Source organism: Streptomyces sp. NPDC002886, from assembly GCF_042888445.1.
Classification (GTDB): Bacteria; Actinomycetota; Actinomycetes; order Streptomycetales; family Streptomycetaceae; genus Streptomyces.
On sequence record NZ_JBIAPV010000003.1, the window covers coordinates 406,988 to 420,717 of the forward strand.

At 71.7% G+C, this 13,730-nt stretch carries 12 protein-coding genes and 1 tRNA gene; 4 read left to right on the top strand and 9 right to left on the bottom strand.

Features of this window, described 5'->3' with window-relative positions; all coding sequences use genetic code 11:
* Nucleotides 1–456: 456 nt before the first annotated feature.
* The 6 genes from thrB to ACFYYB_RS14085 all read right to left on the bottom strand — a co-directional run bounded on the left by thrB (nucleotide 457) and on the right by ACFYYB_RS14085 (nucleotide 7,357).
* Nucleotides 457–1,383 (bottom strand): homoserine kinase, encoded by a 927-nt coding sequence (gene thrB / locus ACFYYB_RS14060; protein ID WP_243336217.1) that lies wholly within the window; start codon nucleotides 1,381–1,383, stop codon nucleotides 457–459.
* Between the two features lie 363 nt (nucleotides 1,384–1,746).
* Complete coding sequence (thrC, locus tag ACFYYB_RS14065) at nucleotides 1,747–2,817, bottom strand: threonine synthase (RefSeq protein ID WP_389435455.1); 1,071 nt, start codon at nucleotides 2,815–2,817, stop codon at nucleotides 1,747–1,749.
* 6 nt (nucleotides 2,818–2,823) lie between these two features.
* Nucleotides 2,824–4,113 (bottom strand): homoserine dehydrogenase, encoded by a 1,290-nt coding sequence (locus ACFYYB_RS14070; RefSeq protein ID WP_266912707.1) that lies wholly within the window; start codon nucleotides 4,111–4,113, stop codon nucleotides 2,824–2,826.
* A gap of 161 nt (nucleotides 4,114–4,274) precedes the next feature.
* Nucleotides 4,275–5,666 carry a diaminopimelate decarboxylase gene (lysA, locus tag ACFYYB_RS14075; protein WP_389435456.1) on the bottom strand — a complete coding sequence of 464 codons (1,392 nt, stop codon included), beginning with the start codon at nucleotides 5,664–5,666 and terminating at the stop codon, nucleotides 4,275–4,277.
* Nucleotides 5,667–5,738: 72 nt separating this feature from the next.
* Complete coding sequence (gene nrtL / locus ACFYYB_RS14080; RefSeq protein ID WP_389435458.1) at nucleotides 5,739–6,749, bottom strand: ArgS-related anticodon-binding protein NrtL; 1,011 nt, start codon at nucleotides 6,747–6,749, stop codon at nucleotides 5,739–5,741.
* Nucleotides 6,750–6,880: 131 nt separating this feature from the next.
* Nucleotides 6,881–7,357 (bottom strand): response regulator, encoded by a 477-nt coding sequence (locus ACFYYB_RS14085; protein WP_389436196.1) that lies wholly within the window; start codon nucleotides 7,355–7,357, stop codon nucleotides 6,881–6,883.
* Nucleotides 7,358–7,457: 100 nt separating this feature from the next.
* Between ACFYYB_RS14085 and ACFYYB_RS14090 the strand changes: the two genes are divergently transcribed.
* The 3 genes from ACFYYB_RS14090 (at nucleotide 7,458) to ACFYYB_RS14100 (ending at nucleotide 9,504) form a co-directional block, all read left to right on the top strand.
* Nucleotides 7,458–7,529, top strand: a tRNA-Arg gene (locus ACFYYB_RS14090).
* Nucleotides 7,530–8,056: 527 nt separating this feature from the next.
* Nucleotides 8,057–9,040: an XdhC family protein gene (locus ACFYYB_RS14095; RefSeq protein ID WP_389435460.1), complete on the top strand. Its 984-nt coding sequence runs from the start codon at nucleotides 8,057–8,059 to the stop codon at nucleotides 9,038–9,040.
* Between the two features lie 59 nt (nucleotides 9,041–9,099).
* Nucleotides 9,100–9,504, top strand: coding sequence for a DUF6479 family protein (locus ACFYYB_RS14100; protein ID WP_389435462.1), 405 nt, complete (start codon nucleotides 9,100–9,102; stop codon nucleotides 9,502–9,504).
* 68 nt (nucleotides 9,505–9,572) lie between these two features.
* Here ACFYYB_RS14100 and ACFYYB_RS14105 read toward each other — a convergent pair whose 3' ends face one another.
* Together ACFYYB_RS14105 and ligD are read right to left on the bottom strand one after the other, a co-directional pair.
* Nucleotides 9,573–10,469, bottom strand: coding sequence for an ATP-dependent DNA ligase (locus tag ACFYYB_RS14105; RefSeq protein WP_389436197.1), 897 nt, complete (start codon nucleotides 10,467–10,469; stop codon nucleotides 9,573–9,575).
* Entirely contained in the window at nucleotides 10,469–11,353 is an 885-nt protein-coding gene (ligD, locus tag ACFYYB_RS14110) for a non-homologous end-joining DNA ligase (RefSeq protein ID WP_389435464.1), read from the bottom strand. Before ligD ends, ACFYYB_RS14105 begins: the two co-directional genes overlap by 1 nt.
* A 31-nt stretch (nucleotides 11,354–11,384) precedes the next feature.
* On the opposite strand from ligD, the gene ACFYYB_RS14115 reads away from it, so the two are divergent.
* Nucleotides 11,385–12,476: a Ku protein gene (locus ACFYYB_RS14115; RefSeq protein ID WP_389435466.1), complete on the top strand. Its 1,092-nt coding sequence runs from the start codon at nucleotides 11,385–11,387 to the stop codon at nucleotides 12,474–12,476.
* A gap of 322 nt (nucleotides 12,477–12,798) precedes the next feature.
* Here the strand turns inward: ACFYYB_RS14115 and ACFYYB_RS14120 are convergent, their stop codons facing one another.
* The gene (locus ACFYYB_RS14120) at nucleotides 12,799–13,590 is read right to left on the bottom strand and encodes a nuclease-related domain-containing protein (RefSeq protein WP_389435469.1); all 792 of its coding nucleotides are present in this window, start codon (nucleotides 13,588–13,590) and stop codon (nucleotides 12,799–12,801) included.
* Nucleotides 13,591–13,730: the final 140 nt, after the last annotated feature.

Here is a 13,730-nt window from a genome sequence, read left to right on the forward strand (position 1 = left end):
TGGAGCGGACGTCGGCCTGTCTGGCTCGGCGACCGGTTGTGCTGTCCGACGGCAGTCCGTGACCTGAGGAGGTGTGGACTGCAGCCGGGGCGGTGGTCCGCCGATAGAGATACGGCGGAGAGAAACGTGCATGTGCGTGGGTGGTTCCGGCGAGAAGCCCCCGAGCTGAAAGCGTGGGAATGTCACGCCGATTCCGGAGCGTGCTCGAAACTGCTGGCATCGATCAAAGCAGTCGGGGAGGCTCCCGGAAGAAAGGTGGTCCCTGATAGGGACACTGAGCACCAAGCCATGGCGGCTTCGGATGCGCACTTGAGACTAACACTACCGGATCCAACAGACATTCCCCCTCTCCATCACCGGCTTTAGAGCCCTTCCGCGCAAGTTCCGCGCGGGCTCCGCGCGGGCGGCCTGCCCTGGCCGCCCGCCCCTGGCCGGCTGTGTCCTCTACTGAACGGATCAGCCGCCCTGGGTTCCCAGCGGAAGTACGCTCGCGCCCGCTGCGTCGAGTGCCAGCCGGTTGGCCGCCCACCCCTCGCCCGCGAGCCGTGCGACCTTGTCGGCCGCACCGTTGTCGACCAGCGCAAGGACCGTGGGGCCCGCGCCGGAGATCACCGCGGGGATGCCGTCCGCCCGCAGTCGGGCCACGAGCGCCACGCTCTCGGGCATCGCCGGGGACCGGTACTCCTGGTGGAGACGGTCCTCGGTGGCCGGCAGCAGGAACTCGGGACGCCTGGTCAGGGCCTCTACGAGCAGACCCGCGCGGCCCGCGTTGACGGCGGCGTCCACGTGCGGGACGGTGCGCGGCAGCAGGCCGCGCGCGGTCTCCGTCAGGACCGGCTTGGAGGGGACGAAGACCACCGGAACGATGGAATCGGCGGGCTCCATACGGATCGCCTTGGCGCTGCCGCCGTCCATCCACGCGAGGGTGAAGCCGCCGAGCAGACAGGCGGCGACGTTGTCGGGGTGGCCCTCGATCTCGGTGGCGAGCTCCAGCAGCGCCGTGTCGTCGAGCTTGGCCTCTCCGCCTATCGTCACGGCGCGGGCGGCCACGATGCCCGCGCAGATGGCGGCGGAGGAGGACCCGAGGCCGCGGCCGTGCGGGATGCGGTTGGCGCAGACGACCTCGAGGCCGCGCGGCTGGCCGCCCAGCAGGTCGAAGGCGGTGCGCATGGAGCGTACGAGGAGGTGGCTCTCGTCCCGCGGGAGGGTGTCGGCACCTTCGCCCGCGATGTCGATGTTCAGGCCGGAATCGGCCACGCGTACGACGACGTCGTCGTAGAGCCCCAAGGCCAGCCCGAAGGCGTCGAAGCCCGGGCCGAGGTTGGCACTGCTGGCGGGAACGCGCACCCGTACGGCGGCGGCGCGGAAGGCGGGACCGGCCATCTTCCGATGACACTCCTTGTGACTGTGCGAGACGGGATCTTCGCTGGCTCGCTGTGAATGTACTGGAGAACGTACGACACCCGAAGGCCCTGTGGGCAGCACCGCGGTCATAAGCGCGGCGGCGGATGTAAGTACAGCCTATCGAAGGAAGGTTCTTCTCCGACATAGGGCGCACGGCAGGCGCACGATGCGTGTCGTGGGCTCCCACCGGATCCATCGGCTTCCCACCGGGACATCTGCCGGGATTCCGTGGCCTTTTGTACCGTACGGGCACGAGTTGCCGGATTCCTCGGCCTGGAGAAGGCTTCCGGAATCCGGCAACGCGGTTACTGCACTTACTGCACTACTTCTCTACCGACCGGGTCAGACGAGACCGAGACGGATCGCGGCCGCCTCGGCGTCGACCGGAATGGTGACCGGCTGCGGAGCTCCGGCGACCGCCCAGTCGGGGTCCTTCAGGCCGTTGCCGGTGACGGTGCACACGATCTTCTGGCCGGGGTCGACCAGACCGAGGTCGACGGCCTTGAGCAGGCCGGCCACCGACGCGGCCGAGGCGGGCTCGACGAAGACGCCCTCCTGAGCGGCCAACAGGCGGTAGGCCGACAGGATCTGGCGGTCCGTCACCTCGTCGATGAAGCCGCCCGACTCGTCCCGGGCCTGCAGGGCGTAGTCCCACGAGGCCGGGTTGCCGATGCGGATCGCGGTGGCGATGGTGTGCGGCTCCTTGACGACCTCGCCGCGCACGATCGGCGCGGAACCGGAGGCCTGGAAACCCCACACGCGGGGCGTACGGGAGGCCAGGCCATCGGCCTTGTACTCCTTGAAGCCCTTCCAGTACGCGGTGATGTTGCCGGCGTTGCCGACGGGCAGCACGTGGATGTCGGGGGCGTCGCCGAGCGCGTCCACGATCTCGAACGCGGCCGTCTTCTGGCCCTCGATGCGTACCGGGTTGACGGAATTGACCAGCGCCACCGGGTAGTTGTCGGACAGCGCGCGGGCCAGGTCCAGGCAGTCGTCGAAGTTGCCGTCGACCTGAAGGATCTTGGCGCCGTGGATCAGGGCCTGGCCCATCTTGCCCAGCGCGATCTTGCCGCGGGGCACGAGCACCGCGGAGACCATCCCGGCGCGCACCGCGTAGGCGGCGGCGGAGGCCGAGGTGTTGCCCGTGGAGGCGCAGATGACGGCCTTGGCGCCGTCCTCCTTGGCCTTGGTGATCGCCATGGTCATGCCGCGGTCCTTGAAGGACCCGGTGGGGTTGGCCCCCTCGACCTTGAGGTGTACCTCGCAGCCGGTGCGCTCGGAGAGCACCTGGGCGGGGACGAGGGGAGTGCCGCCCTCGCGGAGCGTGACCACCGGAGTCGTGGCCGTGACCGGCAGGCGGTCCCGGTACTCCTCGATGATGCCGCGCCACTGGTGGGTGCGATTGCTGCTCATGGGTCCTTACTCCCCTTCAACACGCATGATGCTGGCCACACCGCGGACGGTGTCCAGCTTCCGCAGCGCCTCGACGGTCCCGGAGAGGGCCGCGTCGGGTGCCCGGTGAGTGACGACGACGAGGGAGGCCTCGCCGTCCTTTCCCTGCTGGCGGACGGTGTCGATCGAGACACCGTGCTCCGCGAAGGTGGTCGCCACCTGGGCGAGCACGCCCGGCTTGTCCGCCACATCGAGGCTGATGTGGTAGCGGGTGACGACATCCCCCATGGGGCTGACCGGCAGCTGGGTGTAAGCCGACTCGCCCGGCCCCTTTGCCTCGGCGAGCTTGTTGCGGCAGACGGCGACGAGGTCGCCGAGGACCGCCGACGCGGTCGGAGCACCGCCCGCGCCGGGCCCGTAGAACATCAGCCGCCCGGCGGCCTCCGCCTCGACGAAGACGGCGTTGTACGCCTCGCGGACGGAGGCGAGCGGGTGGGTCAGCGGGATCATCGCCGGGTGGACGCGGGCGGTGACGGACTCGCCGTCGGCGGCGCGCTCCAGGATGGCGAGGAGCTTGATGGTGCAGCCCATGCGCTTGGCGGACGCGAAGTCGGCGGCGCTGACCTCGGTCATGCCCTCGCGGTAGACGTCGTCGAGGCGGACCCGGGTGTGGAAGGCGATGCCGGCCAGGATCGCGGCCTTGGCGGCGGCGTCGTAGCCCTCCACGTCGGCCGTGGGGTCGGCCTCGGCGTACCCGAGGGCGGTGGCCTCGTCGAGGGCCTCCTGGTACCCGGCGCCGGTGGAGTCCATCTTGTCGAGGATGAAGTTCGTCGTGCCGTTGACGATGCCCATCACCCGGTTGATCTTGTCGCCCGCGAGGGACTCGCGCATGGGGCGGACCAGCGGGATGGCGCCGGCGACGGCGGCCTCGTAGTACAGGTCCAGCCCGGCCGCCTCGGCGGCGGCGTGCAACGCGGCGCCGTCCTGGGCGAGCAGCGCCTTGTTCGCGGAGACCACGGAGATGCCGTGCTCGAAGGCGGTGGTGATCAGGGTGCGGGCCGGCTCGATGCCGCCGATGACCTCGATCGCGACGTCGATGTCGCCGCGTTTGAGCAGCGCGGTCGCATCGGTGGTGACCAGGGCCGGGTCGATGCCCTCGCGCACCTTGGAGGGGCGGCGCACGGCCACGCCCGCGAGCTCGACGGGCGCGCCGATCCTGGCCGTCAGGTCGTCGGCGTGCGTCGTCATGATGCGGGCAACTTCCGAGCCGACCACTCCACAGCCCAGCAGCGCCACCTTCAGCGGACGCGTACGCATCATTCGACCTACGCCTTTCGATCTTCACAGCAGTACCTGGTGCGCGGTTTGCACCCCAGGTGTGAACCAGTCTCACTCAATGGACAACAGTTTCCACCCTCGGTCCATTGAGTGAGACACCTATTCGGGGGTCCGGGAGCCGTCCCCCAGAAGAATGCACATCAGCCGACGTCGAGGCGCAGGAGATCCTCCTCCGTCTCCCGGCGGACGATGACACGCGCCCCGCCGTCCCGCACGGCGACGACCGGCGGGCGGAGCACGTGGTTGTAGTTGCTGGCCATCGAACGGCAGTACGCACCGGTCGCCGGGACCGCGAGGAGGTCCCCGGGGGCGATGTCGGCGGGCAGGAACGCGTCCTTGACCACGATGTCGCCGCTCTCGCAGTGCTTGCCCACGACGCGCACGAGCATGGGCTCGGCGTCGGAGGTCCGGGAGACGAGGCTGACCGAGTACTCGGCGTCGTAGAGGGCCGTCCGGATGTTGTCGGACATCCCGCCGTCGACGGAGACGTACGTCCGCAGGCCCTCGAGCGGCTTGACCGTGCCCACCTCGTACAGGGTGAAGGCGGTCGGACCGACGATCGCCCGTCCGGGTTCCACGGAGATCCGCGGGGCGCGCAGGCCGGAGGCCTCGCACTCGCGGGCGACGATCTCGTGCAGAGCCTTGGCGATCTCGTGCGGCTCGCGCGGGTCGTCGGCCGAGGTGTACGCGATGCCCAGTCCGCCGCCGAGGTCGATCTCGGGCAGCTCCACCCCGTGCTCGTCGCGCACGGCGGCGAGGAGGCGCACGACGCGCTTGGCGGACACCTCGAAGCCGGCCATGTCGAAGATCTGCGAGCCGATGTGGGAGTGGACGCCGAGCAACTCCAGGCTGTCGTGGCCCAGCGCGCGCCGGACGGCCTCGGCGGCCGACCCGTCGGCGACGGCGATCCCGAACTTCTGGTCCTCGTGCGCGGTGGCGATGAACTCGTGGGTGTGCGCCTCCACGCCCACGGTGACGCGGATCTGCACGGGCTGGCGCACGCCGAGCTCGCGGGCGATGTGGGCGACGCGGGCGATCTCCTGGAAGGAGTCGAGCACGATCCGGCCGACACCGGCCTCGATGGCGCGGGTGATCTCGCTCGTCGACTTGTTGTTGCCGTGGAAGGCGATCCGGGCGGCCGGCATCCCGGCGGCGAGCGCGGTGGCGAGCTCCCCGCCGGAGCACACGTCGAGGTTGAGCCCTTCCTCCTTGAGCCACTTCACGACGGCCTTGGAGAGGAACGCCTTGCCGGCGTAGAAGACGTCGGCGTCCGGACCGAAGGCGTGCGCCCAGGCACGGCAGCGCGCCCGGAAGTCCTCCTCGTCGAGGAAGTACGCGGGCGTCCCGAACTCCTCGGCGAGCCGGGTCACTTCGATCCCGCCGACGGTGGCGACCCCGTCCTCGTTCCGGCTGACCGTCCGCGCCCAGACCTTCTCGTCGAGCGCGTTGAGGTCGGCGGGCGGCGGGGAGTAGTGGCCCTCGGGCAGGACGTCGGCGTGGCGGGGCCCGGCGGGGTGTGCGGAACGGCTCATCTCGGCATTCTCTCTTCGCAAATCATCCGGATCGCAGGCGAATCACATCGGATCACACGCGCGTCACGGGCTTCACAGGGTGGGGTCGAACGCGTCCGCGTCCCTACCGATACCGAGCAGGGCCAGGCCGCCGGCCAGCACCGTCCCGGTGGCTTCGGCAAGGGCCAGCCGGGCACGGTGGGCGGCCGAGGGTTTCTCGTCCCCCTTGGGCAGGACGTGGTACTGGAAGTCGAGCAGGGCGTCGGCGATGACGACGAGCTGCCGGACCAGCCGCTCGGGCGCCCGGTGGTGCGCGGCGGCTTCGAGCACGAGGGGCTGGTCGCGCAGGGCCGCGAGCAGGACACCGGCGCCGTCCACCTCGCCCGGTTCCGCACGGAACCCCAACTGCCCGGCGTTGCGGGTCAGCGCCCGCGCCCGGGAGAGGGCGTACCGCACCCGGAAGTACTCGCTCGACTCGTCCTGGACGAGCAGCCACGCCGGAAACACGGGGGTCTCGGGCCCGGGCACGGACAGCATCGCCCAGGCGGCGGCGCCGGCGCCGAAGCGGGCGCGGACGTCCCCGTCGCGCTTGGCGACGGGGGCGACGCGGGCGTCGAGGACGCTCTCTCCCCCCACCCCCTGGCTGCTCGCGATCCGCTGCACGGCCCCCCGCACGACGCGCTCGCGCAGGCCCGCGGCGGGCCCGCCGGCGAGCTCGGCCGCACCGGGGGTCTCGCGTCCCTCCGGGGCGAAGCCGTACAGGGCGGCCCCACCGGCTCGAATGCTGCGTACGTACTCCCCCACCGAACCCTCGGCGAGGACGAAGTTCAGGAACCCGGCGCCGGTGATCTCCACGCGCTCGATCCCGTCCAGGCCCGCCAGCCGCGAGGCCAGCACCTCGGCAACCGCGCGGGGCGCGACTCCGGGTCCAGCCCCCTTCGCCACCCCGAACGCGACGGGCGAGGCGTAGTCCCCCACTCCCCCGGGCCGGGTCCGCTCGACGACGACCCGCTCGGGCACGACCACACCGGCGGGCAGCTCACCGTCCTCGACGGCGCGGCGCAGGGCGCGCACGACGGAACGGGAGAGGTCGACGGGGGTCACGTGACCAGCCTAGGGGAGAAGCCTCCAGGTCACGCGAAGGGTTTCGCCATGTGAAATGCGGCCCCGCCGGAAGGCCCTGCCGCACCGACCGGGGCGGGTCCATCCCTCCCGGGGATCGCCCCTCCCGAGGATCATCCCCTCCCCCTCCCGGCGGGAGCGCCCTTCCTCTCTCTCCTGTCCCGGCGCTCGATGAGCCGGTGCACGACCCGCACGAGCTCCGCGGGCTCGAAGGGCTTCGCGAGGAAGGCGTCCACACCGGCGGCGATCCCGGCCTCGACCTCGTTCTGCGTACAGGCGCTCACGATCGCGACGGGCAGATGCCGCGTCCGCGGGTCGGCCCGCAACTGCGCGGCTGCCCCGAACCCGTCCAGTCGGGGCATGACCACGTCAAGAGTGATCACATCGGGCATCACACGATGGACGACGTCCAGGCACTCGGCACCATCGTTCGCGGTCACGACCTCGAAGCCCTCCAGCTCGAGATTGACCTTGATCAGCTGCCGGATGACCTTGTTGTCGTCGACAACAAGCACCCGGCCCGAGGCGCCCGACACAACTCGAGAGTAGGTCGACCCCCGGCCCCGCGTCCGGGTTTTCGCCACTTCCACCCCCTCCGAGCGACCCGGCCGCCTCTCCCCCTCAATCCGTTCCTGATCACCACCGGGAAGCTGGTAGTGTTCAACCCGTCGCAGCAACACCAGCGACAGCGCCCCCGTAGCTCAGGGGATAGAGCAACGGCCTCCGGAGCCGTGTGCGCAGGTTCGAATCCTGCCGGGGGCACTTCGCAGGAAGTGCCCAAAGACCCCGCCATCAGCGAGTTCGCTGAAGCGGGGTCTTCGCGTTTGTGGCGCCAACTGCCCTGCCGTGCAGTCGTATGCGGATGGTGGGCGGCGAGGCGGGTCGATGGCCTGAGGGGTCTCGTGGACGTGACCACGCTTGCCGCAGGCGCAAATGATGTTGACCCGTGATGCGTTGTGCACAGCTCCGGCCCTCAACAGGTTGGTGGGGGGCGGGTGATCGGTCGTCGAGCGGTTGCCCGTCGACTCTCGGCCCGGTGAGGCGCATCTGCGCGCCCGGTAGTGGTTCGGCGGTTCCCTGTCCGATCGCGTGTACCTCCGGCATCGGCCCACCGCGTTTCCTGATCTTGGTGGACCCCGTTCCGGTGGTCCGTACGAAGGGTGTGGGGGTGGGTCTGTGGGTTTTGGGGGGTGGGGGGCGGGGGTGGGCGTGCGTAGGTTGGTGGGGAGGCCACTTTGGGTTGCTGGTCTGGGGCTTTGTGGCGTGCTCTGACTGTGAGGCGGCGCGGAATGCGTGACTTGGTGGAGACGGCGCGGCGGTGGGTGGCCGAGGGGCGGGTCGGGTTTCTGGCGCGGCCCGTGACCGAGCAGGGGTTCGGGCCGCGGGATCCGGCCGGCGCCGTGCTCGTGGAGGTGAAGGGCGAGTGTGTCGGGGCCCTGTACCGGGGGGTGTTCGATGCCGAGTTGGTGGCGGAGGCCGCCGCTATGGGGGGCGGGGAGACCGCTCGGGTGTGTGAGGTGTCCGTGGGCGCCGGGGAGGCCGTCGAGGCCAAGCTGACGTGTGGCGGGCAGGCCGAGGTGCTGTTGCAGCCGCTGGCGGCGATTCCCGGTGAGTGGTGGGAGCTGCTCGGGCAGGGGGTCGGGGTCGCGCTCGTGACCCAGTTGAACGAGCGGGCGGATCAGGCCGTGAGTGTGGTCGTGCGGGGGGCCGATCAGCCTTCCGGTGACGCCGAGCGGCGGGCCGGGGAACTGCTGAGGACACGGCGGCCCGGGCGGGACGCGTTGTACGCGGGGTCCGGGCTGGTGCTCGTGGAGGCGTACCCGTCGGCTCCGTACGTGGTGATCGGCGGCGGCGGTGAGCTGGCCGAGGTCATCGAGGCCCAGGCCCGGCTGCTCGGGTGGGAGGTCAGTGTCGTCACCGATGTGGGTGGGGCCGAGAAGCTGCTCGGGGCGCGGCGGGACGCCGCCTGTCTGGCGATGCTGAGCCACGATCCGGAGTTCGACGTGCCGACGCTGCGGACCGCGCTCGCGCTGGGCGTCCCCTACGTCGGTGCGCTGGGCTCTCGGAAGACCACCGCGAGGCGCCGCGAGGGGCTGCTCGCGGCGGGGGTGGGCGAGGAGCTGCTGCGGACGGTGCACGGGCCGATCGGGCTGGATCTGGGCGGGCAGACGCCGGCGGAGACCGCGCTGGCCATCTGTGCGGAGATCCTGGCGGTGCTCGGGGGCAGGGAAGTCCGTGGGGTGCGGGACGCGGACGGCCCCCTCAAGGGGTGAGGGCCCAGCTCGCGGGCGTGATCGGGTGAAATGAAGGCCTATGCGGGAAAATGGGTTGTATGGACACGACTCTGATCTTCCTCGCGGTGGACAGAACACTGACCAACATCGCGTGGTTCCTGGTCGTCGGGCTCATCGTGGTCGGCTTCCTGCTCGGCGGCTTCTTGCTGGGCAAGCGGGTCCGGGCACAGGAACCCGCACCCCCCTCTCCCGAGAGCCAGCCGCACCTGCCCGACGGCGGTGCGGTGCACGAGGTCTCCGAGGAGCGGGAGTACGTCGAATTCCCCGAGAGCGGACTGCGCCCACACGAAATGCAGGGGTACGGGAACTTCGGCTCCCGGACCCACAGCCATCAGGACGATGCGCGGGCCGAGAGGGAATCCGGGTACGAGCACCCGAATCCGCGGCCCGCAGGAAAGCAGCCGCCGACCCTGCCGCCCCTTGGCGGCGCCAAGCCCGCCTGACGGGCGGGACGCACGCTTGAGCCCGTCCGAAGCGACCCGTTGACCGTGACCCGCGGCCCCGCCGCGGGTCACAGGTCTGTGCGCAGGCGCAGGACCTCCGGTGGCGGGTGCCGGGTCGAGGTGTGGCGGACCTCGGCCGTCAGCGGCGGGTCCAGGGGGTGGAAGGGGACCTCGCCGAGTCCGATGGCCGTGACGGTGGCGCCCCCGGCGTCCTTCGGGGCCCGGGTGGCGACCGCCGCCGCCACCTCGGTGCGGAGCGGCGCCGTCAGGGGGCTCGACACCAGGGGGGTCTCGTCCCCGACCGGCAGGACCAGGACGAGGGCGAGGGGGCGGCGGGCGGTGCCCGTGTAGCCGATCACCGCCGCGTCCCGGACGTTGGTGTGGCGGAGCTTGCGCCAGGATCGGCGGCCGGCCGGGTAGGCCTCGTCCATCCGTTTCACGACCAGGCCCTCGATGCCACTGGCGGGCAGGGTCTCGTACCAGGTCTCCGCCAGCTCGGGGTCCGTGGTCATGGGGACCGGCTGGAGCGGCGGGCCCAGGGGCAGGAGGAGGTCCACGAGGAGGGCGCGCCGGCGTTCGTACGGACGGGCGCGCAGGTCCAGGCCGGCGAGTTCCAGGACGTCGAACGCCGCGTACGAGGCCGGCAGCGTCCGGGCCAGTACGGCGGCCCGCGCGGCCGAGGCGACGGCGGCCCGGCGCTGTACGAGCGCGAAGTCGGTGCGGCCCGCGTGCCAGACGACCACCTCCCCGTCCAGGACGGTTCCGGCGGGCAGGCGGTGGGCGGCCGCCGCGAGGTCGGGGAAGGCCGCGGTGACGACGCGTCCGGAGCGGGCCTGGAGGACCACCCCGTCGACGGCGCGGTCGGTGCGGACGATGACGAGGCGGTGGCCGTCGAACTTGGGCTCGTACGCGAGACCGGGCCCGCACGGCAGGGTCCGTACGGCGGCGGCGAGGGCGACGGTGATCACGGGAGCCGTCCGGCCCGGGAGGGGTCGAGGAGGGGAGCGAAACGGTCTCCGTCGCGGGCGAGCCGGGGGGCGATGTCGTCCGCGAGGAAGACCAGGTCGGCGGGGGTGCGGCAGGCCTCGACCTCCGCCCAGGAGAGGGGGGCGGAGACCGTGGGCAGGGTGCGCGCGCGCAGGGTGTACGGGGCGGCCGTGGTCTTGGCGGCGGCGTTCTGACTGTGGTCGACGAAGACCTTCCCGGGGCGCAGCGCCTTGGTCATCCGGTGCACGACGAGCTCGGGGAGCGCGCGCTCGGCTTCCTGGGCGAGGGTCTTCGCGTACGCCGACACGTGCTCGGAGGGAGTCGGTTCGAGGGGTACCGCCAGATGGAGGCCCTTGGAGCCGGAGGTTTTGGCGTAGGCGTGGAGGCCGTCGGCCGTGAGGCGGTCCCGGAGCCAGAGGGCCGCGGCGGAGCATTCGACGACGGTGGCGGGGGCCCCCGGGTCGAGGTCCAGGATCAGCCGGTCGGCGAGGGCGGGGGCCCCGGCCGGCCACTGGGGGGTGTGGAACTCGACGACGAGGTTGGCGGCCCACATGAGGGTGGGCAGGTCGGCGACGACCACCTGCTCGGCCCGGAGGTCCTCCGAGCGGGGCACCGGCGTGGTGTTCACCCAGGCGGGGGTACCGGGCGGCGGGTTCTTCGTGAAGAAGAGCTGTCCGTCCGGGCCGTCGGGATAGCGCAGGAAGGACACCGGGCGGTCGTGGATGTGGGCGAGCAGGGGGCCCGCGACCGTGGCGTAGTAGTGGAGGACCTCTCCCTTGGTGAAGCCGGTCTCCGGGTAGAGGACCTTGTCGAGGTTGCTGAGCGAAATGCGACGGCCCTCCACCAGGGTGATCGGCGTCATACGATGAGATTGCCACGAATCAGGAGGAACCGTGCGATCCATATGGAACGGGGCGATCTCCTTCGGCTTGGTCAGCATTCCGATCAAGCTCGTGAACGCCACAGAGAGCCACTCGATCTCCTTCCGCCAGATCCACATCGGCGATGGCGGACGCGTCCGCTACCGCAAGGTCTGCGAGCTGGACGGGGAGGAGGTGCCGACCGCCGAGATCGGCAAGGGGTACGAGGAGGCGGACGGGTCGATCATTCCGATCACCGATGAGGATCTGGCGCAGTTGCCGATCGCCACCGCGAAGACGATCGAGATCGTTTCGTTCGTGCCGGCTGATCAGATCGATCCGTTGCAGATGGACGCGGCGTACTACCTGGCGGCGAGCGGGGCAACGGCGGCCAAGCCGTACACGCTGCTGCGGGAGGCGCTGAAGCGGAGCCGGAAGGTCGCGATCGCGAAGTACGCGCTGCGGGGGCGGGAGCGGCTGGGCATGCTGCGGGTCGTCGACGATGTGATCGCGATGCACGGGCTGCTGTGGCCGGACGAGATCCGGGTGCCGGAGGGGGTCGCGCCCGAGGGCGAGGTGTCGGTGCGGGAGGCCGAGCTGGACCTGGCGGACGCGCTGATGGCGACGCTGGGAGAAGTGGACATGGACTCGCTGCGCGACGACTACCGCGAGGCGGTGGAGGCGATGGTCGCGGCGAAGGCGGGTGGGGAGACGGTCGTGGCGCCGGGGCCGCCGGCGGAGGGAGCGGGCGCGCAGGTCATCGACCTGATGGCGGCGCTGGAGAACAGTGTGCGGGCGGCCAAGGCTTCGCGGGCGGAGGCGGGGGCGGCCGCGCCGCCGGAGGCGGAGGGAGCTGGGGCGGAGGTGACGCCGATCCGGCGGAAGAAGGCCGCGGCGGGGACCGGGGCGGCTGCGCCGAAGGCCGTGGGCGGGAAGAAGTCGACCACGTCGGCGGCGGGGGCCGGTGCCGGTACCGCGAAGAAGTCCACGGCTGCCGCCGCGGCGAAGAAGAAGGCCGGTGCGGCGGCTGCGAAGAAGACCGCTTCGGCCAAGGCCGCGGACGCGAAGCCCGCGCGGGCCGCGGCGAAGAAGGCGGTGACGCCGCGCAAGCGGAGTTCCGCTTGAGGGGGTGCTGGGCGGCCCTGCGGGGCTGGGTCCCCTACCCGCCCTTCCACCGTTCCCCGGGCTCTGCCCGGACCCCGGTCCTCAAACGCCGGACGGGCTGAAGAGCAGGGGTACCGGGCTGCGCCCGGACCCCCCGGGGCTCCGCCCCAGACCCCGGTCCTCAAACGCCGGACGGCTGAAGTAGCGCGGGCGGGCCGGAAAGGGGTCCCGGGCTGCGCCCGGACCCTCCGGGGCTCCGCCCCGGAGCCCGGTCCTCGAACGCCGGACGGCTGAGAGTACCCGGACCCAGGGCCTCCCGCGCCGGACGGCTGAAGCCAGGGGCCTAGTGCCAGGTTCGGCGGTCCCTGGCTTTGGTGTGGAGGGCTTCCACGTCCGGGGGTTTGAGGGTGGTGGCGGTGCTCGTCAGGAAGGTCGCCGTGGTGGGTGGGGTGAGGATGCGGACGTCCCTGAGGGTGGGGGCGATCTCCAGGCGGGTCGCGTCCACCACGGCCAGGACCGCGGTCACGGGAGTCGCGAGGGCTCGGGTCGCGGACGCCGCCGCGCGGCGGGCCTCGCGGGGGTCCGGGGTGGGGTCGGCCCGGCCCACCGTGAGGAGGAGGTCGCCGATCACCGTGCGCTGGCGGCGGCCCTGGACCGTGCGGATGCAGAAGACGCCGGGCGGGCCGATGAGCAGGTGGTCCGCGATGGCGTGGATCGAGTGCAGGACCTTCCAGTCCTCCGTCTCCGCCAGGGCGTCGAGGACGTCGCCCATCCGCTGCCTCACCGTGAGCTCCTGCCGGAGCCGGTGCCGGGCGCGGGTGCCCGCGGTGCCGTAGGTGAGGGCGCCGAGCAGGTCCTCCCCCGGGCGGTTCGGGGCCAGGTCCTCGTCGGGCGGGAGGGACAGGCGGAGCAGGTCCTCGGCCGTGGGGACGGGTGGCGGGCCGATGGCCACGGTTCCGGTGAGGTAGGGGCGTAACGCCGCCAGGATCTCCTCCCGGCGCTCGTCCGCCAGCACGCTGATCCGGTTGGCCCGCCGGTCGTACCAGGCCACCGCCCGGCCGTCGGGCAGGTTCACGTACAGCCGGCCGCGGCCCGGCCGCCCGCTCGGCAGGACCTTCAGTGCCCTCGAAGCCATCGCCCTCACCCCCGCCGTCCATGGGAACAGCCCGGGCGGCCCGCGGCAATCCCCCGGTGGGGTCCACGTGGCCGGCACGGCGTGTAACGACTCCGCCGGGTCGCCGAGGCACGGCTGTTACAGAAGCAACGGGTTACCGC

What these genes read in the sequence shown, in the direction of transcription:
- thrB (WP_243336217.1), bottom strand. Translation starts at nt 1,383, where the DNA reads ATGGCCGGTCCCGCCTTCCGCGCCGCCGCCGTACGGGTGCGCGTTCCC.
- thrC (WP_389435455.1), bottom strand. Translation starts at nt 2,817, where the DNA reads ATGAGCAGCAATCGCACCCACCAGTGGCGCGGCATCATCGAGGAGTAC.
- ACFYYB_RS14070 (WP_266912707.1), bottom strand. Translation starts at nt 4,113, where the DNA reads ATGCGTACGCGTCCGCTGAAGGTGGCGCTGCTGGGCTGTGGAGTGGTC.
- lysA (WP_389435456.1), bottom strand. Translation starts at nt 5,666, where the DNA reads ATGAGCCGTTCCGCACACCCCGCCGGGCCCCGCCACGCCGACGTCCTG.
- ACFYYB_RS14095 (WP_389435460.1), top strand. Translation starts at nt 8,057, where the DNA reads ATGCGTGACTTGGTGGAGACGGCGCGGCGGTGGGTGGCCGAGGGGCGG.
- ACFYYB_RS14100 (WP_389435462.1), top strand. Translation starts at nt 9,100, where the DNA reads ATGGACACGACTCTGATCTTCCTCGCGGTGGACAGAACACTGACCAAC.
- ligD (WP_389435464.1), bottom strand. Translation starts at nt 11,353, where the DNA reads ATGACGCCGATCACCCTGGTGGAGGGCCGTCGCATTTCGCTCAGCAAC.
- ACFYYB_RS14120 (WP_389435469.1), bottom strand. Translation starts at nt 13,590, where the DNA reads ATGGCTTCGAGGGCACTGAAGGTCCTGCCGAGCGGGCGGCCGGGCCGC.